We start from the raw sequence: 23,032 nt of genomic DNA on the forward strand, positions 1-23,032 counted from the left end.
ACTTTTAAAATTGAAGCTAAAGGAAAAACCTGGTGAAATTTTCATCGTAAGAAAAAAGAAAATAGGTAAAAACTATATTCATTCAAAATTAAAGAGGTGGATATTTTATGAGTGAACAATGCTTTTACTGCACGAATGAGATCGAAAATAATCAGTTCCATCATGTTACTTTTATATCTTCCAACAAGGAAAGAGACGAAACACTCTGCGGCGAATGCTACCAAGAATGGTTACATGGATTAAAAGAATGAATTTTATTCAGCAGCCCCTCCGGCTGCTGATTTCTATTTTGGACCTAAAAACTCCCTGACCCCTTTTATCTACATACTTTCATCTCCAATTTTTCCTCGTTCTTTTTATCTTCCAATTATGGTATCTTTAGTTAACAAATAAGAATGTAACCATGCAAACAACAGGAATAAAGGGAATGTATAACCTTGAAGTGGGAAATTGGAGTGTATTTCATTGTCAATTAAAAAGAAACTTCCATTAATTTTTTGTATAATCGTTTTTATCATTTTAGTCGCGAATAATGCCTTTCATTATATTCGGTCGAAAAATCAATTGCTTGACTATAATAAAAAAGAAATTGCCATGATTACAAAAGAAGTTTCGGTTCAGGTAGAAAATACAAAACAAGGCTCAGAATATGTTGAAGACATCCTTGCAAGAGAGTTACGGATTGCTTCGATTGCGATAAAAAAAGCACTTCCGCCAAGATACCAGGACGTAACAAATGAACAGCTAGAAAAACTTGCAAGGGAATTAAGAGTTTCCCATATCACGCTTTTAGCCAAAACGAAAGATGACGTTGTCGGTGTCCGATCCTCAGACCCAAAAGAATTGAATATGGGGACAAAAGGCTGGGGCTACTGGTATGATGCCTACCTTCAGCTTTTTGCATTAAAACCCGTTACTGTAAAAAAAGGGCTGGCTCTTCCTTATTACTGGTCCGGACCAATGGAAAAAGCCTCCTCCAATCCCGACCATATAGATAAATGGGGCTATTATTATGATGGCACAACCAATTATATTATTGACCCTTACTTTCGTGATAGTACGGTTCTGGAATATGAGGAACGTTTTGGTCCAGGGAAAATAATCGAGAACTTTACAAAGGAACCAGGTATCCTGGAAATGTCAGTTTTGAATCCGAAAAACTTTGGTCAAAAAGAAGAAGTGGTTCATTTAAACGGCAATAGCTATACGCGGATTTCTGCAGAGCCTAAATGGTATGGTACCTATGATAAGTATCCGAATATTAAGGTAGATGCCAAATTTGTTAAAAAAGCGATACAAACCAATAAAGTCCAGTATTATCATGGCACGCTTAAAGACAAGAATGTGATGAAAACCTTTGTTCCTGTAAACATCAGAAATGATCAACCCTATGTAATTTGTCTTGTTTATGATTACGGTCTAATCCAAAATGAACTGTTACATGAGTTAAAAGTTCACATTCTTCTTTCCATTGTGATTATGATTCTCGTATTAATCATTAGTTTTATTTTTTCCCGTTCCATTACAAAACCAATTGGATATATTGTCGAACAGGTCAATGAAATTGCTTTAGGTAACTTCGGGAAAAAATTACATTTAAATCGCAAAGACGAACTGGGATTGCTCACCGAAAATGTGAATGCTTTATCGAACCATTTACTACATTATGTCAATGATTTAAATCAAAGTAAAAAATTAATTGAATATCAAGCCCATCATGACCCGCTGACAGGTTTGACCAATCGCAGATACTTTCAGGAGCAGCTAAAACCCATTATTGATGAAGCGAATGAAAAACACGAAACCGTATCGGTTTTATTTATCGATTTGGATCGGTTTAAACATGTTAATGATTCCTTTGGACATAACAAAGGGGATGAATTACTGAAAATCGTGGCAAATCGGATCCAAAGGTGCCTGTTGGAGAATAATCATCTTATTACAAGACAAGGCGGCGATGAATTTATCATTTTAATGAAAAATTTGGACGTGGATGCAACTACCGCAGCTGCAGAAAAAATCATTAATACGTTGAAAAAACCATACTCCATTGCTGGAACTGAACTTTACCTCGGTGCCAGCTGTGGAATCAGTATGTATCCAAAGCACACCCATAATCTGGATACATTAATTATCTATGCAGATATGGCAATGTACTCTGCGAAAAAAATGGGCGGCAATCGGTTCATTGTTTTTAACGAACATATTAGCAAAATAAGTCAGGAACGTCCAAGATTTGAGTCACGACTAAGAAAAGCAATCGAGAATCAAAAAATAGCAGTTCATTATCAGCCAAAAATGAATGTTCAAACGAACACAATTTACGGTGCAGAAGCATTATTAAGATGGACAGATGAGGAATTGGGCTTTGTCTCACCAGAGGTTTTTATCCCGATTGCAGAGGATACGGGATTAATTCAGCCACTATGGGAATTAGTCATGAAGAAGGCTTGTCAACAGGTAAGTGAATGGAATTCAAAGTTCCAGCGGTCATTAAACATTTCTGTCAATTTCTCTGCTAGGCAATTTCAGGAGCCTTCCAATATGGTTAAACAGGTGAAGAATATTTTGCAGGAAAGTAAATTAGATTCAAAGAATTTTGAGATAGAAATTACCGAGAGTATTCTACTTAATAATTCAACGGAACTTGTACAATCCCTTCAATCACTGCAGGACATGGGGATTTCCATTTCCATTGATGATTTTGGGACAGGGTACTCATCGCTAAGTTATTTGAAAAACTTGCCGATTAACACCTTAAAAATTGATAAATCCTTTATTCAAAACATTAGTGAGAATCTAGCTAATACAGAAATTCCGGAAGCGATTATTAATATGGCCCGCGGACTTCAGCTGGATGTAATTGCCGAAGGGGTCGAAACGGAGTATCAAAAAGAATTTTTAATAGCAAAAAATTGTGTACAGATGCAGGGATATTTGTTTAGTAAGCCATTAAGTCATGACGCGTTTGAAGCGTTTTTAAGTAAATAAAAGGCAGCCTCGGCTGCCTTTTTATTTTGCACATTCTAATTTATAAATATTGCTGCCTGTCTCATCGATGTTTAACAGTTTTACGGACATGGTTGAAAAAGTTTCTTGCAACGCTTCAGCGGCCTTGGTGCCCTTTCCCTTTTCTGCAAAGCAAAGCATTGTCGGGCCTGCACCGCTTAGAGCTACTCCAAATGCACCATTCGCTTTGGCTGCTTCCTCAATTTCTGAATAAAAAGGAATAAGCGGTTTTCGGTACGGCTGATGGAATAAATCGGACTCCATCATTTTTCCTGCGAGCTCCCAATTTTGACTAAGAAGTGCGCCAACTAATAAGTTTGCGGTAGCAGAGGCTTGAATTGCTTCAGAATACGGAAGTACTTCCGGCAAAACTCCTCGCGAATCCTTCGTTAACAATTCTTCATTGGGAATAACAGCAATCATTTCAAACGCCAGATTTGGCAGGGACACTAGATCCACTTCGTTTTTCTGATAACATCCCACTACTAATCCCCCATATAACGAAGCTCCAACATTATCAGGATGCCCCTCCAATTCAGTTGCAAGCAATAGCTTCTCATGGGCTCCCAACCCAAGATTTCCAACAAAATCAGCTAATTCAATCGCTGCAACAATCGCCGATGCACTTGATCCAAGTCCACGGGCTAATGGAATCTCACTATTTATTTTCACCTTACAAGGTGTCAGGGTCTTTCCGTATTTTGTTGCAATCTCGAGGGCCACTTGGCAAATGAAATTTTCCTCATTGTTTGGAAATTGGCTTAATTCCGCTGTTTGCGCAATAAACTCCCAATGATTACTCTTTTCCACTTCTAAAGTTAAATATAAATCGACAGCTATTCCAATTGAATCAAATCCTGGACCAAGATTGGCAGAACTTGCTGGAACTTTGATTATGACACGGTTATCCAGGGTCATCCACAGACAACTCCTTTTTATCTCTATTTTCTAACCACTCTGTATGAACTTTTAACTTCCTTCACTGCAGACAAGTCTTTTAATTCTACTAAAATATCCTCAATATTGGTTAACGATGCCTGATGTGTAACCAAAACAATTTCTGCGGTTTCATTTTTAGTAACCGGCATTTGCAGAATTTTTTCAAAGCTGACTCCATATTTTGCAAAGATGGAAGTAATGTCTGCAAAAACACCGACCTCATCTTGCACATGAATACGCAAGAAGTATTTCGAATACTTTTCCGAGTCATCCTTTAAGCGTTTTGGATATTGCGGTGCTACCGCACTTCTTCCATTGACACCAAGTCTCAAGTTTTTAATCACACCTACTAAATCGGAAACAACTGCTGTAGCTGTTGGCAGGCTTCCGGCCCCTGGGCCATAGAACATCGTCTCACCGACAGCCTCTCCATAAACATAAACCGCATTATATTCATTTTGTACTGAAGCAAGAGGATGATCATTAGATAAAAATGTAGGCTGAACACTTACTTCTACTTTTTCACCCTCGCGATGAGCATCCCCAATCAACTTCATCGTATAACCCATCTGCTTGCCGTATCGTAAATCTTCTTCAGTAATTTGGGTAATCCCGCTGACTTTTACATCCTCAAGGTCAATATGCATGGAGAATCCCAAAGTAGCAAGGATGGTCATTTTACGAGCAGCATCTAATCCTTCTACATCCGAAGTTGGATCTGCTTCCGCAAAACCAAGCGCTTGAGCTTCCTTTAAGACCTCTTCATAAGCAAGACCTTCCGAGCTCATTTTCGTTAAAATAAAATTCGTTGTACCATTTACAATCCCCATTAATTGAGTAATCCGATCGGATGCAAGCCCGTCAACCAAACCTCTTAAAATCGGGATTCCCCCTGCAACACTTGCTTCATAAAACAAGTCGCAGCCATTTTCCGATGCAAGCTTTAATAGTTCGGACCCGTGAAGAGCCATTAAGTCCTTATTTGCTGTGACCACATGCTTGCCACTTTGTAGTGCACTTTGTAAATATTCCTTCGTTTTCCCTACTCCCCCCATAACTTCAATCACCACATCGATTTCCGGATCTTGAAGAATATCGTCAGGGTTATTTGTTAGAAGTTGCGGATTTATTTCAGCAGGCCTCGTTTTATGTAAGTCATGTACAAGTATTTTTTTAATTTCAACTGGGCATCCAACTTGATGCATTAATTTATCTTGATGATTTTTGATGATTTTTACAACGCCAGATCCCACAGTTCCTAATCCTAATAATCCAATAGAAATAGCTTTCATTATTTTCCCTCCTAAAAGTCCACCCTAAATGCACAAATGTTTCTCTATAGTAGACATTATATAATTCTCTAAATCTTTTTACAATAGTTGTGTTTTGTTTATATCATTTTATAATCGCTTACTTCCTTATCACATAAGGAATTTCATTATTCAGAAAAAAATTTATAAAAATTGCTCAAAAAAATAGTTTTTTTAGCCCTTTACAACTTCAAACGCACCATTTAGAATATTCATTAAATTCACACAAAATAGTGATGATGAAGACGGTATTAATAAGGGGATTCAGAGAGCCGGTGGCCGCTGTGAACCGGTGGCCTTTCTTAACCTACCTAGCACTTCTGAACTGGCACGCCGAAATATATTTTGTAGGCCAGCCCGGTAAAAACCGTTAAAATGTTGAGACTGCAAAAAGTTTATGCGGCAAAAGAGGGTGGCACCACGGTTGATCACGTCCCTCATAACACGACACAACTGTCTGTTATGGGGGATTTTTTATTTTAAATATAACATGAATAGAAGCCAAGGAGGAATGATTTAAAGATGTATAAGGTATTAGTAACAGATGGAATCAGCGATACTGGCTTAAAGGCATTATTTGATCATCCAAATTTTATCGTAGATCGAAAGCCAACACTACCAACAGAAGATTTAAAAAAGATTATCGGTGCTTATGATGCCCTGATTGTTCGCAGTCAAACAAAGGTCACTGGGGAGCTGTTGCAGGAAGCAAATCAACTTCGGGTTATTGCCAGGGCCGGTGTCGGGGTGGATAATATCGATGTGAATGCCGCCACTCGCAAAGGAATTATTGTCATTAATGCACCGGGTGCAAATACAATTGCAGCTACCGAACATACCTTGGCCATGATGCTTTCATTAGCAAGAAACATTCCTCAGGCGCACCAGAAAACATCTTCTGGTGAATGGGATCGTAACTCATTTAAAGGGATTGAATTGTATAAGAAAACTCTTGGCGTTATCGGCATGGGGAAAATCGGAGCCGAAGTGGCAAAACGGGCAAAAGGCTTTGGAATGAATATCCTGGGATTTGATCCTTATTTAACGGAAGAAAGGGCAAAAAAGCTGGGAGTTACAAAAGCAAGTCTTGACCTAATTGCCAAGGAATCAGATTTTATTACCATCCATACACCACTGACGAACGATACCAAAGGACTAGTCAATGAAGAGTATTTACAGAAAACCAAAAAAGGTGTCCGCTTAGTCAACTGTGCCCGTGGTGGAATTATCGATGAGAAAGCATTGGTTCGAGCAATTCAATCCGGTCATGTGGCGGGAGCAGCACTGGATGTTTTTGAAAAAGAACCAGTGGCAGATCCTGAATTACTGCAAAATCCAAATATTATCGTGACACCACATTTAGGAGCTTCTACGGTAGAAGCACAGGAAAAGGTTGCGCATGAGGTCAGCGCTGAAATTATTGAGATTTTTGAATCGCAGTCCGTCCATCATGCTGTAAACATGCCGCAAATGTCAGGAGAAACACAGGCTAAACTGCAGCCATATATAGTGCTAGGCGACCAAATTGGCCAGCTTGTCGTACAATTGTTAAAAAAAGCTCCCGCTAAAATTGAAATTAATTACTACGGGAACCTAATTGAGGAGGACACAGAATTATTAAATCGAATCATGATAAAAGGAATACTTTCCCGTCATTTAAGTGATTCCGTCAATCTCATCAACGCCCTTCACCTTTTAAAGGAACAAGGAGTTTCCTATAATGTGCAAAAAAATGCTACCAATAAAGGGTTTGCTAATTATATGGAGCTGACCATTTCGCAAGGCGATGAATCTGCTAAAATAGGTGCAACAGTCCTAAGCGGATATGGAGCACGAATTGTAAAGATTAACCAATATCGGATAGATGTAAAGCCTGAGGAGCATCTATTATATATTAAACATAAAGATGTACCAGGCATGATTGGTAAAGTAGGTTCGCTTCTCGGCGACTATGAAATCAATATCGGTACCATGCAGGTTGGCAGAGCGGCAGTCGGAGGCGAAGCCGTCATGGTCCTAACTCTTGATAAAACATTGAACTCAAATGTTCTGCAAGCATTAAACCTGACTGTCGGCATAGAAGAAGTACAATTACTAGAATTGGAGAATTTCGTCCCATCTGAACCGGGGCAGGTAGAAGCGCAGAATGTGGAAAGTTTTCTATAAGAATAGAAAGGGATGGCCATCGCTGCCATCCCTATTTGTTACAATATATTCTTTATATCCAGCACTGAATCCAAGATATAGTCGGCTTCATGTTTTTCAAATTCACTTCTGGCATCTTTTCCGGATAGACCGGTTAAAACGGCAGCAAATTTGCAGCCAAGCGTTCTTGCTGCTAAAAGATCTGCTAACGAATCTCCAACGACTAAAATCTCTTCGCCATTTTCAAGTGGAAGCGGTGTATTTAAATAATCTGCTAAAGAAGCTCCTTTCCCCTGCTCGGCCAATATATAAGTATATGGATGCGGCTTCGATAGGGATCCTTCTTGAGGGAACTCTCTCTCCGCTATTAATACTTCATCGGCTGTGACAATATGCTTTTGATTAAATACTTGCAGCCAATTTAAATGTTTAAAAGGCAATAGTGTTTCCAATGCCGGACGTCCAGTCCCAATTCCAATCTTATAGCCGGAATTTTTAAGAAAATGGAAAAGCTCAGCAATTTCCTCTTTTGGAGCTAACGTTGTTTCATTGGCTAAGAAACCTTCTTTACCTAACTGAACGGATGGTCTGCCCGTTGATTCGAAAACATTCTCGTCCCCTACGTACCATTCTTGTGATACATGTTCACAAACAGACCAAAGAGTCCGATCTTTATCAAAAATCGAGGTTTCAATCCCAAGCTTCTCTTTGGCCAAAACATTAAGGTAACTTAAAAGCTCTTGTTTAAAAGCATTGGTTCGTTCAAACTCTTCAACAAATTTATCAAAATTCATTTGAACATTATATCGGCTTAAAATCTGCCCCATTTCTACTAAAGTTTCCCTTGAAATTGGTGCTTGGAGCCACTGATTGATTTTTTCATGTTCCTTATCCTTAATTTGATCAAACAGATGAATGAGCTGACAGCAAAAAGTTAAATAAATCATATCCCAGTTTGCATTCAGACCACGTGATTTTTGTAGTTTTAACACTTGATCATTCTCAAATACTTTTGCACGGATATCTTTAATCTCAGATTCTGTGTAGTTTATTTTAAAAACTTTAGGAGCTAAAGCCAAATAATTTTTGCTGAATAACATCTCCCAAACTGTAAGTCCCGAGGCATCAAAATAATGTTCTTCACTTAATAGTACCCCATCAACATCAAAAAGAATCGTTTTTACCATTTACCGTCCCTCTTCCTCCTGCGCTTTTATCCTTTATCGTACCACAGCAGACCATCCTTTTTAAAGTAAAAAACCGTGGGTTTAAAAATTAAGCAGCACGGTTTTCCTTATTAAACATGGGATGAGTTTTCATAACTAATATATTGATTATATAAATCCTTCATAGCTGCAATTAATGCATTTGCCGCTTTTCCGCGATAATCATTTTTTAGACTCTCAACAATCTCATCAATCCCATCTTGTAAGCTATGCCCCTTCAATATTTGCTGGACATAGTGCCTGCCATGTTCTGTTGCAAGTGTACAAGAGGATTCGATTATCACTCCGTACTTTTTATCAATTTCCACCGTGATTGTTAAAGATTCAAAGACATTTTGTGCTGCCATCCCTTGAGGCAAACGGGAGTGCCCTGCTAAAAAATAAGTTTTTAAGCTTGCCATAATTTCACCCATCTCTTTATCTTAGTATAAGAATTTATAAATTGCTTTGAGAAATGTCCAGCTCCAGCGCCTAGCCCCTCGAGGGAAAAAATGAACTGCTTTTTTCCTAGGTTGCTTCGGTCCTGTCGATGAAGTCAAAGAACGACTTCACCGCCAGGCCCTCCAGCACTTGTCGGGGCTGACCAAGGCGCTTGCGCTTTTCTTATTTCTTAATTATATTAAACAAAGCTTCGTCATTTTCCTCCTAAAATCGATAAAAAAAGCCAACAAAACAATCAATAACAAAAACGTCACTGAAAGTTTTACTGGCTTTTATTTGGAGTCCTTTGGAAAGGAGGGGTAAATAAATTAGGCAGTTCTCATAAAATATTTACTTATATAAAAGTTAATCTATACCAATAGAAATATATTTCACTTCTAAATACTCATCAATCCCGTAATGACCGCCTTCTCTGCCAAGTCCGCTTTCTTTAAATCCGCCGAATGGTGCTTGGACAGTGGATGGTAAGGCATCATTCAAACCAATAATTCCATATTCAAGCTGTTCTGTTATTCTAAAAGAACGGCTTAAATTTTGTGTATAAACATACGCAGCCAATCCGTAGATGGAATCATTTGCACGGGCAATTACTTCTTCTTCGGTTTTAAAAGTCGCGATTGGTGCTAGCGGGCCAAAGATTTCATCTTGCATACATTCCATTTCATCATGGATGTTCGTTAAGATGGTTGGAGCGTAAAAATATCCGTTCTCTTCGGCTGGTTTTACACCACTATAGGAGATTTTACCGCCCTTTTTCACTGCGTCCTCAACAAGTGTTTCCACTTTTGATAATGCTGCTTGGTCAATCAATGGACCAACGTCAATTCCTTCTTCCAAACCATTACCGACCTTTAATTTTTCTAACTCATTTTGGAACAAATCAACAAATTGATCAGCGACTGATTCCTGAACATAGACCCGGTTTGTACATATACAGGTTTGTCCCGCATTGCGGAATTTTGATTGAACAAGACCCGCTGCTGCTTTCCTTAAATCAGCATCATCCATCACGATAAATGGGGCATTCCCACCAAGCTCAAGCGATACTTTTTTAACGGTATCAGCGGCCCCTCTCATCAATGTTTTTCCAACTTCAGTAGAACCGGTAAAGGTAATTTTCGTAACGCGTGAATCCTTTAACCAAACATCACCAATCTCGGATGATTTTCCTGTGACGACATTTAAAACTCCTTTAGGTATCCCAGCTTCTTGAGCAAGCTCCGCCAGTTTTAATGCTGTAAGTGGAGTTTGATTGGCTGGTTTTACAACCGCTGTACATCCTGCAGCAAGTGCCGGACCGACTTTTCTCGTAATCATCGCTGCCGGGAAGTTCCAAGGCGTAATCGCCGCAATGACCCCAACAGGTTCTTTTCGGACAAGAATCCGTTTATTTGGGTGGGAGGCAGGAATCGTTTCCCCATAGATTCTTTTTCCTTCTTCTGCATACCAAGAGATAAAACCGTTGGCGTAAACGACTTCTCCCAATGCTTCTTTCAACGGTTTACCTTGCTCAATGGTCATAATTCTGGCAATTTCATGTTTATTTTCTTCTATTAAATAATGCCATTTCATTAATATTTGATAGCGCTCTTCCGCTGTCTTTTTGGACCAGGTTTGAAATGCGGTATGGGCTGCATCAACTGCCTGCATCGCTTCGTAGGCACCACCAGTTGGCACTGCACCAATAATCTCATTTGTTGCAGGGTTAATAATTTCGGTAAAAAGCTCATAATCATTACCGACCCATTTTCCGTCAATATACATTGGATAAATTTGATACTTTTGTTCCACTTTTTCCATTTTCATTTCACCTCCGATTTGACAGGGCAGCATCAATGGCCAAAACCGCTTCCATGGATTCCTCTAGAATTTCGAGCCCCTCTTCAAGCTGTTCATCCGTTATGGTTAACGGCATCAGAATACGAATAACATTCGAATAGATTCCCGCGCTTAATAATAGAAGTCCCCGTTCCCCTGCAGCTTTGACGATTTTACCAACCGTCTCTTTATCAGGGGTTTTAAGCTGTCGATCCTTCACAATCTCCATTGCACACATCGCACCAAGGCCGCGGACATCACCAATGCAATCAAAGCGCTCGGCAAGAAGCTCCATTTTTTCTATGACTCGATTTCCTAATTTTTCGGCACGCTCATTCAGATGTTCACTATCAATAATATCTAAAACGGTTAAAGCTGCACGGCATCCAAGCGGACTTCCTGAATAGGTACCGCCTATTTCTCCAACTTCTGCAGCATCCATAATTTCAGCACGTCCGATCAAACCGCTGATTGGCACCCCTGCCCCCATCGATTTGGAGATGGTAATTAAGTCCGGTTCAACTCCAAAATGTTCAATGGCAAAATATTTACCTGTACGGGCAAATCCGGTTTGAATTTCGTCCGCTACAAACAAAATGCCATATTGGGAGCAAATTTCTCTGACACGTTGAACAAACTTAATGTCTGGAACAATAAATCCGCCTTCGCCTTGAACAGGCTCCATGACCACCGCTGCAACGGTCTCAGGCGCTACATCCGAAACTAAAAATTGTTCAAATTGCTCAATCATCATATTACTGTATTGTTCTTCGCTCATCCCTTCAGGGCGACGGTAAACATATGGATATGGCGCTTTGTACACTTCCGGTGCAAATGGGCCAAATTCAAATTTATAAGGCTTCACCTTGCTGGTCATGGTCATCGTCATTAGCGTTCTGCCATGGAAGCCCCTTGTAAAAGAAATAATACCCTGGCGTTTCGTATATTTCCTTGCAATTTTGACCGCATTTTCGACTGCTTCCGCTCCGCTGTTAAAAAATGCGGCCTGCTTGGCAAAATTGCCAGGGGCAAGCTTGCAGAGTCTCTCTGCAAGCTTAATATAGGATTCGTACATCATGACATTAAAGCCTGTATGGATAAATTGACTTGCCTGCTCCTGAAGGGCCCTTACCACCCTGGGATGGGAATGACCGACATTTAAAGTTCCAATTGCTCCGGCAAAATCAATATAGGTATTACCATCCACATCCTCAACAATGGCACCCTGCGCTTTTTTTACAAAAGATTGAATATTGTTGCTGATCGCTTTAGGAACATATTGATTTCGACTTTCCAACAGTTCCTGCGATTTTGGTCCCGGAATAGCTGTTTGGAGCTTTACATATTTCTTTTCCACGTCTTTTTGCTCCCCCTTAAATTGCTAATCTAATGGTTGTTAGTTTTTCACTTGAGCTAGCACTTGCTTAAAGGCGCTGACCACTTTATCGATTTCTTCATAGCTGATTGTTAAAGCAGGCTCGATTCGGATTGTTTTTGAGTTAATTAATGTTCCTGCAACAAGGATACCGTTATCAAACATTCCTTTGGACACTTCGTAGCCGATTTCATCCTTATGGAATTCGATTCCGATCATTAAGCCTTGACCACGGATTTCTTGAACTTTATCTTCATGGCCAACCGTTGCTTTTTTCAACTCTGCAAGGAAGTATTCTCCGGCCTCAGCAGCACGCTGTGGTAAATTCTCTTCAATTAACACACCGATTGTGGCAATGGCTGCAGCACAAGCAAGTGGGTTTCCTCCAAATGTTGTTGTATGCATAAATGGATTAGGGAACCAGCTTTTGAACACTTCTTCTTTTGCCACGATGGCTCCAGCTGGCATTACACCGCCGCCAAACGCTTTTGCAAGACAGATAATATCCGGTACTACATCATACAATTCAGCAGCAAACATTTTACCTGTACGGCCCATACCTGTTTGTACTTCGTCAAAAATTAATAATGCACCATATTGATCACAAAGCTCTCTCACTTGTGTTAGGTAGCCTTCTGGAGGAAGGATAATTCCACCTTCACCTTGGATTGGTTCTAGAATAACAGCTGCAACATCTTCACCAACGGATGCACATACTTCAAACGTTTTTCTCATCATGTCGATATCGCCAAATGGAACGTGGCGGAAACCTGGAATTAATGGAAGGAATGGTTTACGGAACATTCCTTTTGCTGTTCCAGATAATGAACCCAGACTCTTTCCATGGAATGCACGAGTAGTAGAGATAAAGGTTGTTCTCTCACTGTACATTTTTGCAAGTTTAAGAGCTGCTTCGACACTCTCAGTACCACTGTTTGTAAAGAATGCATATTTCAAATCACCAGGTGTGATTTCTCCTAAAATTTTTGCCAGCATTGCACGAAGCGGATCAAGAAGGTCCTGGCTGTGAAGCGCTTGGCGTTTTAATTGGTCAGTAACCGCCTTAACAACCTTTGGATTACGGTGACCAACATTGTAAATTCCAAAGCCGCCAAGACAGTCAATATATTCTTTACCATTTACATCTTTAAACCCTGCACCATTATCAGACCATTCTACTGCAGCGAATTGACCACCTTCAGTTACCGTTTTGCGGTATTCAAGGAACCCAGGATTGACGTTTTCACGGAAACCATCCAGTGTTTCTTTTGTAATCCAAGCTGCATCATCTTGCGTAATTTCTTCTTTTTCTATTAAATTTAAAACCTTGTTAATATATTCGGTTACATTTTGATTCTTTTCACTTTTTACTTCACTTTTAAAATCGATACTCATGTTTATCTCTCCTTGTTAGTTATAAATGTTTGTTTTCTATGAATGGCAAGTGTCCGCCTCCAAAAATGGGAGCTTCCACTTCTAGAAATTAGTTTGAAAACCAGCCGATTGGCTCTACTTGCAGATTAATATTGATTTGTTTAATTTCTTGGAATTCATCAAGACCAAATGTTCCAAGACTTCTTCCAATACCACTTTGTTTGTAGCCGCCCCACGGTGCTTCGTTATAAGTTGGGTGGTAAGCATTAATCCAGGTAATGCCAGAGCGGACCTTTTTAATCACTCTTAAAGCCTTTGCTCCATCCGTCGAAAATACAGCACCAGCAAGCCCATAAACTGTACTATTGGCAAGCTTTACAGCTTCAGCTTCATCCTTGAATTTTTGAATACAGACAACCGGTCCAAAGATTTCCTCTTGAACAATTCTCATATCATTGTTCACATCTACAAAAACGGTTGGTTCGACAAAATAGCCATTTTCTAGACCGTTATTCACAATTCGGTTTCCGCCGCAGGCAATCTTGGCACCTTCCTGTTTTCCAAGGTCAATATAATAAAGGACTTTTTCCAAGTGCTGCTGGCTTACAAGAGGTCCCATTTCTGATTCAGGGTTGTTCCCTGGGCCAACTTTGATTTGCTTCGCTCTTTCTACAAAACGGTCGACAAACTTATCATAAATGCTTTCTTCGACGAGAATTCTTGAGCCGGACGAACAAACTTGACCGGAACCGGCATAGATTCCAAATAAGGCATAATCGACAGCGGTTTCAAAGTCAGCATCCGCAAAAATAATATTTGGTGATTTACCGCCAAGCTCCAAGGAAACCTTTTTCATGGTATCCGCCGCAGTCTTCATGATATGTTTTCCTGTTTTTGTACCGCCGGTAAACGAAACCATGTCTACTTCTGGATGGGAGGCAATTTCGTTTCCAACTACTTGGCCGGCACCCATGACCATATTTGCAACACCTTTTGGCAATCCGATTTCTTCAAAAATTTCAAATAATTTTTTCGGGGTTACCGGAGTTACTTCAGATGGTTTGAAGACGATTGTATTTCCGGCTGCTAATGCCGGCGCAATCTTCCATACACTCATTAATAATGGATAATTCCACGGAACAATTAAGCCGCAAACACCTACAGGCTCACGGACAACCATTGCCTGCATTGGGTCTGCTACATGGTAGGTATAACCATCCGGCTTTGTAATCAACCCTGCATAGTAACGGAAGCAAGCTGCTGCGTCACCAACATCAAACCCAGCCTCTCTTAAAGTTTTACCGTTATCCATTGTTTCAAGCTGAGTTAATTCGTCCGCATACTCATCAATTTTGTCAGCAATTTTAAATAAATAGGAGGCTCTTTCCTGTGCTGATAAACCGGACCAAACTTCCTCATCAAAAGCTCTCCGTGCGGCATAGATGGCAGCACGAGCATCCGCAACTGTTCCCTCAGGCGCATAGGTAATCACTTCGCCAGTGGCTGGATTAATGACTGGACGTGTTTCTTGATTTTCAGAATCTTTCCATTCACCATCAATAAACATTTTTAGATTTGCAACTCGGTTTTTTATTTCGACCATGTGAAAATTCCTCCTTAATTAATCCTCACTTTCTATTAATGCAAGAAGTGTGCCAACACTAGAAACCTATCAATTAAAGGTTTTTACAAATCCCTTTTTAAAAACCTATTCAAATTTGCATAAACCTATTAGCCGGTGCATAATGCAAAAAATATAAAAAGCTGCACCAGATGTTAAGTCTGATGCAGCTTTCGGCTATTACTTAGATAATTCTTCCGTATTAAAATTTTTCTCACTTAAGATTTTTTGATATTTCCTGCTTACGGAGGACTGGCTGATTCCTAATGCCTTTGCCGCTTTGGTTGTTGTTTTATATTGCTTCATGGCAAGAACGATTAACTGCTCCTCCACCTGATCAATTGCTTCCTGCAGTGGGATAACCCTCGTAATCACAGGCTTCATTTTTTTATATTCATATCCTAAAGATAGAAATTGGCTAACAAATTCAGCATCAACGGCCGGTTCATCCGCAGAAACTACTAATCTTTCAATAATATTTTGAAGTTCCCTAACGTTCCCTGGCCATGGATAAAACTCCATCACATTAATTGCGTCCGGTGTTAAATGGTAGTTCCGATCATATTTTTCATTTAACTGTTGGAGGAAATGAAATGCGAGCAACGAAATATCCTCCACCCTTTCTCTTAAAGGCGGAATATGAATGGGAATGACATTCAAGCGGTAAAATAAATCCTCCCGGAAGGTTCCTTCCTCCACCATTTTCTCCAATTTTTTATTCGTAGCTGCAATGATTTGGACATTGATCTTAAATGGAGTTGTACTTCCGACAGGAATCACTTCCTGCTCCTGAAGGACTCGCAACAGTTTTACCTGCAGATGCATTGGCATCTCACCAATTTCATCGAGAAACAGGATTCCACCATCTGCTTGTTTAAAATATCCATCTTTTCCACTCTTATCAGCTCCGGTAAAAGAACCTTTTACATATCCAAATAATTCACTTTCCAATAAATTTTCCGGAATGGCACCGCAATTCAATTTAAGAAAGGGATACTCCGCTCGTTTTCCCAGTTGGTGAATCGCCTGAGCAATGACTTCCTTCCCGACACCTGACTCCCCATGGAGAAGGACTGTGGAGGAAAAATCAGCAATTTTCTTCACTTGATTCATTATTTTTTCCATTTTCGGGCTGCAATAAATTAACTTCTTTAAAAAACGGTCCTTACTTTTAAACGTATCTAATTCCTTCTTGTATTGCTCGGAGATTTTTTTCATTTCTTTTAATTCGCTTTTCAGCTTCGTAGTTTCTGTAATATCCCGGGAAGCAATAATAATTCGATCCAGTTCGTTTTTATCGTTAAAAATCGGATTGCCAACGGCAAGAATCCTTCTTCCATTTTTCGTTTCCTGAACAACCGAAACCTTCTTCTTTCGTTCCATAACAAGCCTTGTTACAGAAGGTGTGAAGAGCCCTTGATCCTCTAGCTGGAACATATTTTTCCCAAGCAGCTCTTTTAAATCGACCTTCCAAAAATCATTGATAATATTTTCACTGTACCTGATTAATTCCCCTTTCGCATTTACAACCAAAATTTCATCGTAAATGCTCGAAAGAATGGCATTTAAGTCTTTATTTAAGTCCTTAATATGCTCGATTTCCATTGCCATTTCTTCTACCATCGGCAAATCTTGCGCAACGATAATGATTCCATCTACCTCATGGTCATAGTTTAAGATCGGGCTATAATCGACGAGGACCCCGGTCCCGTTCGTAATTTCAAGATGGTTTAGAACCGTTTTACCAGTTTCAAACACATTCTGAATGTATTCACCACTGAAAATATTTTCTGCGGGAAGATTTAAGACCTTATCAGCTGTAGACTTAATCATTTTTAACCCGGCATCATTACAATTAATAATTCGTTTTTCTTTGTCTAATACAAACATCCCCATTGGTATGGAGGTGAGCATGATTTTTAATAAATCAACACTTTTATTTTCTTGTTTAAAAAGCTCCGCCAGTATGTCTTCCCTCAGAATGTAACCGACTGGGCTGCCATCCTCTCCCCTAACAATTGCAAAGGGTTCTCCGACGATTTGAAATAATATAGGCAGAGAGATATGCTCTCCTAAGTGGCAGACACTTTCAATTGATTTTGTATGCTCAAGTAATGCCGCCAACTTGTAATTTTGCCTTTCCAACTTTTCAAATAATGGCTTATTCATTAGCGCATAGGCAAATAATTTGTCCTGCTTTTTTAGGAATAAAAAGGGTTCCTTGATGTTTTGAATGGTAGATTTAACTTTTTCTTGATTCTCGCTGACTTCAACTGCTACTATTGGCTTAATTTTTTCCTTTGCCACGGAAAACATCGTTTACATCCCCCTTAAAGCCTTGTCAATCTTATACTACACTTAATACTGAAAATTTCAAATAGAAAAAAATGCTTAAAAGGAAGATGAAAATTCCATCTTCCTTTTTAATAAAAGATAAATGAGTTGAACTAATCTGACTGTCCAGTTCCAGCTCCCGAAATACGGGCGCTGGAGCTTTTTCTTTTCATTCGGTTCCGGTTGCGAACAAGTCTTCTTTTACATAAGCTAGGACCATTCCGGGAATGACCTGGTCCCCTTCTTGAACCTCTAAAGATTGAATTTCACCGCTTATTCCTGTTTGAATAGTTTTCACCATACCGTCTGCGGTTTTGATTGTAAATAATGGTTCCCACTCATAAATTCTGGACTCTCCTTTAATGGAAACTCTTTCAATCTCTCCATAAAAAGGGCTAAGAACCACATCAAAATACATCTCTTCTAACCTCCTAGTGTTCATATTGCTCTTGAAAAGATTGTGTGTGTAAGACAAGATCAAAAAATTCATGAAAATCAGGAATGTCTTCTGATTCAATTCCTAATTTGTATGCCCAATATTCATCGTTAGGGGTATCTTCTTGACAGAGTAATACCATTTTTCCAGTCTGTAAGGAGGTAACCATTGCTTTACCGAAAAAATGCTCTGAATAACCAATCGTTAAATCATAGCGATGGTTATTAGAAATAATACAATAATAATGAAGAAGTTGACGTTCCTTCTGCTCAGATAGAAATTCCAATTTCATACGTTAAATCCCCCTTCTATATGATTAATATTTCAACCATCCTCTTAACCTTGAAGCTTCCGCTAACCGTTGTATTCCTTCAATGTAGGCAGCAATCTTCATATTGACGTTAAACTTTTTAGAAGTGTTATATACATTTTTAAAACTATCTGTGATTTTCTCTTTAAGGCGGCTGTCTACTTCTTCCTCTTTCCAATAGTAGCCTTGATTGTTTTGACACCATTCAAAATAGGAAACGATGACTCCGCCAGAATTAGCCAGGATATCAGGGACAACAAGAATCTCCCGCTCATCGAGAATGTCCAATGCCTCTTTGGTAGTCGGGCCATTCGCTGCTTCAATGACAATACTACAGTTAATCTTGTGGGCATTTTGATTATTGATAACACCGGAAATCGCCGCCGGTATTAAAACATCGCACTCTTTTTCTAATAATTCTTGATTTGTAATCGCTTGAGTAAATCGGTTGCTGACGATTCCAAATGAATCCCGACTGTCAATTAAGTGAGGGATATCTAAACCATTCTCATCGTATACCCCGCCAAGCAGGTCTCCAATCCCTATGACTTTTGCCCCTAATTCATATAAATAGTTGGCTAGATAGCTTCCGACATTACCAAACCCTTGAATAATGACGCGCATATCTTTTAACGGCATATTTTTCAGTTCACTCACCATTTGCAGGGTATACAAAACTCCCTTAGATGTTGCCGTTTCACGTCCTTTGGATCCACCTAATGCAATTGGCTTACCTGTGATAAATCCCGGTGAATCAAATTCACGGATATGGTCGTACTCATCCAGCATCCAGGCCATAATCTGCGAATTCGTATACATATCCGGTGCCGGAATATCTTTTGTCGGTCCGACAAGTTGGCTTACCGCTCTTACATATCCGCGGCTCAATTTTTCCAGTTCATTTAAACTCATTACACGCGGATCACAGATAATTCCTCCTTTTGCCCCTCCATATGGAAGATCTGTGATTCCGCATTTTAAACTCATCCATCCGGCCAATGCCTTTACTTCCTCAGGGGTAACATCAGGGTGGAAACGAATTCCGCCTTTTGTTGGTCCCGGTGCGTCATTATGCTGGGCGCGGTATCCTTGGAAAATTTTCGTTTGTCCATTGTCCATGGTAACGGGTATACTTACCTCTAAAAATCTCATTGGTTTACTCAAGAATTCAAATACTTGAGGAGGATAATTTAGGATGTTGGCCGCTTCCCTTAATGTTTCTTGAAATTCAATAAGTGAATTATCTTGTTCTTTTAAATTTGTTTCATTTTGCTTTGTACTGACAGACATTTTAACACCTCATTTTTTATACTTATGAAAGATATAAGCAAGTTCCGTGCCAACACAGAAAAACCGCTATTTTATTGGATTTTTAAAGAACAAATCTTCTAATGCCTTGGGATGATTATGAAGAAATGGTTGGGTTTATGCAATTTTGCATAACTTTTTTTAAAAAATAAAAAACGCATTCTTTTTTTACTAGAATGCGTTTTTATCAATTTCAAATATTAGGCTTCCTCAGCCTTAAATTGTGGCGGTGCAGTTCGGAATGCTTTCGTTAAATAAAGCAAATATGTAAACCCAATTGCAAACCACGTAAGCCCCATAATCAAGGAACTGGCTTCAAGATTAAACCAGAGAACTCCAACCGTTGCAGCCCCTATTAATGGCATTATCACATAATTGAAAAAACCTTTCGGTGTTCGATGCATTTTCTTCCGGAATGCATAATGACTAATGACGGAAAGGTTAACAAATGTAAAGGCCATTAAAGCACCAAAGTTAATTAAAGAAGTAGCTGTTACTAAATCAAAGAACCAAGCCGAAAGAGATATGACTCCTACCAGGACAACGTTAAAAGTCGGTGTCCTGTATTTCGAATTGACATATCCGAACCACTTTTCCGGAAATACATTATCACGTCCCATTACGTATAATAACCGTGAAATACTGGCTTGAGATGCAATGCCGGAAGCGAGTGTATTTACAAGAGTGGTGCATAAGAAAATCGATTGGAACAGTTTACCTCCAACATAAAGAGCAATTTCCGGAAGTGCTGCATCCGGATTTTTGAACCTCGAAATATCTGGGAAAAATAATTGAATAAAAAACGAAGTGACAACAAAGATAATCCCGCCACATAAGGCTGTAAGCAAAATAGCCTTAGGTATTGTTTTTTTCGGGTCTGGTGTTTCCTCCGAAAGAGTCGTAACCGCATCAAACCCCAAAAAAGAAAAGCAAAGAATCGTTGCACCGGTAATTAGTAAGGAGGCATTCATTCCTTCTTTAAAAAACGGCTGTAAATTGAATACAGTCCCCTGACCCTCACCATGATTCAATCCATTAATAACAAGGATGATAAATACAATAATAATCGCTATTTGAACAAATACAAAAAATGCATTGAAATTTGCAAGAACATTAACACTTCGCAAGTTTAAAAACGTAACGATTCCAACAAAAATAAAAACCCAAATGAAATCCGGAACGGAAGGGAATAAAGAATTTAAATAAAGTTTAGTTAAAAGTGCATTGACCATGGGCAAGAACAAGTAATCCAGTAGTGATGACCAGCCTACAAGAAATCCCAGGTGGCTGCTAATCGCTTTTTGTGTGTACGTATAAGCCGATCCAGCTTCTGGAAAAACTCGAACAAGTTTTCCATAACTTATAGCTGTAAATAGCATTCCTAGTAATGCAATGATATAAGCTGTTGGAACATGCCCCTTTGTTTCCCCAGATACAATTCCAAATGTATCGAAAACAGCCATGGGAGCCATATAAGAGAGCCCCATTACGACAATCTGCCATAACTTGAGCGACCTTTTTAAATGTACAGTATTTTCCACATATCATTCCCCCAAAAATTAAATAATTAAACCGCTTTCAATAGGCAAATACCCCTTTTGATTATCACTAATTTTTTACTCCCCCTTTGCTTTTAGAAAATCCAATATACTTAAGTGCAATTTTTATGCCAATCTTTCCACTCTTATAAAAAAAGAAAAATACTTACTATCGGTAGTTAGTTTGATAAACTCAAACAAATTAACAATTTTCTGAATTATGCAGTCATGCATACATTATTCCATAGTAAATAAAAAATGTCATCCGAAATTTCGACAATCTTTGAGTAATTTCTTTACGAATTACAGACAATAAAAAACAGTGGCATTCCATATAAGGAATCCACTGCTTTTTCTAGTTTAATACTTTTGGGCGCAATCGAGCACCTATTTTGCAAATCGATGTTTACCGATTGTAACAGTTACTGGACGTGAGTAAATCCACTTACTTACAGATGTTTTTGGATTGTAGAAAAATAGGGAACCATTGCCTTTACCTTTAAATGCGATAGCTTCATTCACAGCCCGCTTTGATGCTGCATCGGCAGGTTGATTAATTCGCCCATTTTGGACGGGAGTAAAGGCATAATGTCCGTTAGAAACTTGATAAATAACTTTTCTAATAGTATTTGGAAAATCCGGGCTTGCAACTCTGTTTAAGATTACAGTAGCAACTGCTACTTTTCCTGCATGAGGTTCTCCAACTGCCTCTGCATGAACAAGTCGTGCCATAAGCTCTTTATCTGCTGCTGAAATTGTAGAGTTTGGTAATGTTATAGTTTGACCAGCATTAAGGGGGGCATTATTGTTTGCAGCCATTAATCGATCTACAGGTACACCGAAACCTTTTGCAATTTTCCAATAAGTTTCCCCGTATTGAACTTTATGAGGGGTTCCTGTAGCTGCTTCTGATTTTGTTGTTAATGTAAATGCTGATAAAGACACCATCATTCCCGCTGCAATTACTAGTTTCTTAAGTTTATTAAAGTTCTTCAAATCTTAAAACCTCCTAATCGTTTCGCTCGTTTGTCTATCTATAAGGCTATCAGTTGTAACATACTTATTCAGCATCCAAAAAATGGCATAGTAAAATAGACTCCTTTGGCACCTGTCATAAAAGGTTTTAAACAATAAATGGAATTATCAACCAAAATTAACTTTTTTCCATTTCCCTACTACATTGGATGGTTTAGGATGGATTTTTACAAAAGATTTCGTCCTTGTAACATAAACCAATACTTTCACCAAATCGACATCCTTAAATTGAAAATCAAATAGGAATCTTTCCCTACTTTTTAGAAATAATATAGAAGAAATTAAAAATAAGGAGGTTTTATGGGTGAATAATCAACTAGTTAGTGTATTAAATAGGCAAATCGCCAACTGGTCTGTCTTGTATATGAAGCTTCATAATTATCACTGGTATGTAAAAGGCAGCAATTTTTTTACGCTGCACGAAAAATTCGAGGAATTTTATAATGAAGCAGGAGTCCATGTGGATGAACTCGCCGAGCGCTTATTATCTATCGGTGGAAACCCTGTTGCAACCATGAAAGAATGTTTGGAGCTCTCATCTATCCAAGAAGCAAACGGCAGCGAATCGGCAGAGGCAATGGTTCAATCGATTATTAACGATTTTTCGATTATTATCGGGGAATTAAAAGAGGGAATGAATTTAGCGGGGGAAGTAAGTGACGAAACCACCGGTGACATGCTCCTGGCCATCCACTCCGGCTTAGAAAAACATGTTTGGATGCTGCAAGCATTCCTAGGAAAAGCGATATAATCTCTGAAAAGAGTCCAACAAGTAGAATTGGACTCTTCTTTTCCACCTCCTAATTATAATAA

The 23,032-nt window shown here is 39.1% G+C and carries 18 protein-coding genes; 4 read left to right on the forward strand and 14 right to left on the reverse strand.

Features of this window, described 5'->3' with window-relative positions; all coding sequences use genetic code 11:
- The first annotated feature begins 107 nt into the window (after window positions 1–107).
- Together BIV60_RS29790 and BIV60_RS17350 are read left to right on the forward strand one after the other, a co-directional pair.
- Window positions 108–251: a hypothetical protein gene (locus tag BIV60_RS29790; RefSeq protein WP_177177329.1), complete on the forward strand. Its 144-nt coding sequence runs from the start codon at window positions 108–110 to the stop codon at window positions 249–251.
- Between the two features lie 214 nt (window positions 252–465).
- Entirely contained in the window at window positions 466–2,991 is a 2,526-nt protein-coding gene (locus BIV60_RS17350; protein ID WP_071356961.1) for a bifunctional diguanylate cyclase/phosphodiesterase, read from the forward strand.
- A 21-nt stretch (window positions 2,992–3,012) separates the two neighbouring features.
- On the opposite strand, the gene thrB is transcribed toward BIV60_RS17350, so the two are convergent.
- Window positions 3,013–3,927 carry a homoserine kinase gene (thrB, locus tag BIV60_RS17355; RefSeq protein ID WP_071356962.1) on the reverse strand — a complete coding sequence of 305 codons (915 nt, stop codon included), beginning with the start codon at window positions 3,925–3,927 and terminating at the stop codon, window positions 3,013–3,015.
- A gap of 23 nt (window positions 3,928–3,950) precedes the next feature.
- Window positions 3,951–5,240: a homoserine dehydrogenase gene (locus BIV60_RS17360; protein WP_071356963.1), complete on the reverse strand. Its 1,290-nt coding sequence runs from the start codon at window positions 5,238–5,240 to the stop codon at window positions 3,951–3,953.
- Window positions 5,241–5,780: 540 nt separating this feature from the next.
- Between BIV60_RS17360 and serA the strand changes: the two genes are divergently transcribed.
- Window positions 5,781–7,424: a phosphoglycerate dehydrogenase gene (gene serA, locus BIV60_RS17365; RefSeq protein WP_071356964.1), complete on the forward strand. Its 1,644-nt coding sequence runs from the start codon at window positions 5,781–5,783 to the stop codon at window positions 7,422–7,424.
- A 38-nt stretch (window positions 7,425–7,462) separates the two neighbouring features.
- Here serA and BIV60_RS17370 read toward each other — a convergent pair whose 3' ends face one another.
- The 12 genes from BIV60_RS17370 to BIV60_RS17425 form a co-directional block, all read right to left on the reverse strand.
- The gene (locus BIV60_RS17370; RefSeq protein ID WP_071356965.1) at window positions 7,463–8,590 is read right to left on the reverse strand and encodes an HAD family hydrolase; all 1,128 of its coding nucleotides are present in this window, start codon (window positions 8,588–8,590) and stop codon (window positions 7,463–7,465) included.
- A 110-nt stretch (window positions 8,591–8,700) separates the two neighbouring features.
- On the reverse strand, window positions 8,701–9,030 hold the full coding sequence (locus BIV60_RS17375; protein WP_071356966.1) for a DUF3870 domain-containing protein: 330 nt from the start codon (window positions 9,028–9,030) through the stop codon (window positions 8,701–8,703).
- 385 nt (window positions 9,031–9,415) lie between these two features.
- A complete protein-coding gene (locus tag BIV60_RS17380) occupies window positions 9,416–10,834 on the reverse strand; it encodes an NAD-dependent succinate-semialdehyde dehydrogenase (RefSeq protein ID WP_071356976.1) in 1,419 nt (472 codons plus the stop codon).
- A 43-nt stretch (window positions 10,835–10,877) separates the two neighbouring features.
- Window positions 10,878–12,245, reverse strand: a complete 1,368-nt coding sequence (gabT, locus tag BIV60_RS17385) for a 4-aminobutyrate--2-oxoglutarate transaminase (protein WP_071356967.1) — start codon at window positions 12,243–12,245, stop codon at window positions 10,878–10,880.
- Between the two features lie 39 nt (window positions 12,246–12,284).
- On the reverse strand, window positions 12,285–13,658 hold the full coding sequence (locus BIV60_RS17390) for a putrescine aminotransferase (RefSeq protein WP_071356968.1): 1,374 nt from the start codon (window positions 13,656–13,658) through the stop codon (window positions 12,285–12,287).
- A gap of 88 nt (window positions 13,659–13,746) precedes the next feature.
- Window positions 13,747–15,240 carry an aldehyde dehydrogenase family protein gene (locus tag BIV60_RS17395; RefSeq protein ID WP_071356969.1) on the reverse strand — a complete coding sequence of 498 codons (1,494 nt, stop codon included), beginning with the start codon at window positions 15,238–15,240 and terminating at the stop codon, window positions 13,747–13,749.
- Window positions 15,241–15,438: 198 nt separating this feature from the next.
- Window positions 15,439–17,574 (reverse strand): sigma 54-interacting transcriptional regulator, encoded by a 2,136-nt coding sequence (locus BIV60_RS17400; RefSeq protein WP_071356970.1) that lies wholly within the window; start codon window positions 17,572–17,574, stop codon window positions 15,439–15,441.
- A 187-nt stretch (window positions 17,575–17,761) separates the two neighbouring features.
- Window positions 17,762–18,010, reverse strand: a complete 249-nt coding sequence (locus tag BIV60_RS17405) for a biotin/lipoyl attachment domain-containing protein (protein WP_071356971.1) — start codon at window positions 18,008–18,010, stop codon at window positions 17,762–17,764.
- A 13-nt stretch (window positions 18,011–18,023) separates the two neighbouring features.
- Complete coding sequence (locus BIV60_RS17410; protein WP_071356972.1) at window positions 18,024–18,320, reverse strand: SAV0927 family protein; 297 nt, start codon at window positions 18,318–18,320, stop codon at window positions 18,024–18,026.
- A gap of 24 nt (window positions 18,321–18,344) precedes the next feature.
- The gene (locus BIV60_RS17415) at window positions 18,345–19,628 is read right to left on the reverse strand and encodes a Glu/Leu/Phe/Val family dehydrogenase (RefSeq protein ID WP_071356973.1); all 1,284 of its coding nucleotides are present in this window, start codon (window positions 19,626–19,628) and stop codon (window positions 18,345–18,347) included.
- A 218-nt stretch (window positions 19,629–19,846) separates the two neighbouring features.
- Window positions 19,847–21,187 (reverse strand): APC family permease, encoded by a 1,341-nt coding sequence (locus BIV60_RS17420; protein ID WP_071356974.1) that lies wholly within the window; start codon window positions 21,185–21,187, stop codon window positions 19,847–19,849.
- Between the two features lie 384 nt (window positions 21,188–21,571).
- Entirely contained in the window at window positions 21,572–22,132 is a 561-nt protein-coding gene (locus BIV60_RS17425; RefSeq protein WP_256218448.1) for a cell wall hydrolase, read from the reverse strand.
- Window positions 22,133–22,523: 391 nt separating this feature from the next.
- Between BIV60_RS17425 and BIV60_RS17430 the strand changes: the two genes are divergently transcribed.
- On the forward strand, window positions 22,524–22,970 hold the full coding sequence (locus BIV60_RS17430) for a Dps family protein (protein WP_083402304.1): 447 nt from the start codon (window positions 22,524–22,526) through the stop codon (window positions 22,968–22,970).
- Window positions 22,971–23,032 lie beyond the last annotated feature (62 nt).

It is taken from the genome of Bacillus sp. MUM 116 (assembly GCF_001866655.1).
In the GTDB taxonomy this organism is placed as follows: domain Bacteria; phylum Bacillota; class Bacilli; order Bacillales; family Cytobacillaceae; genus Neobacillus.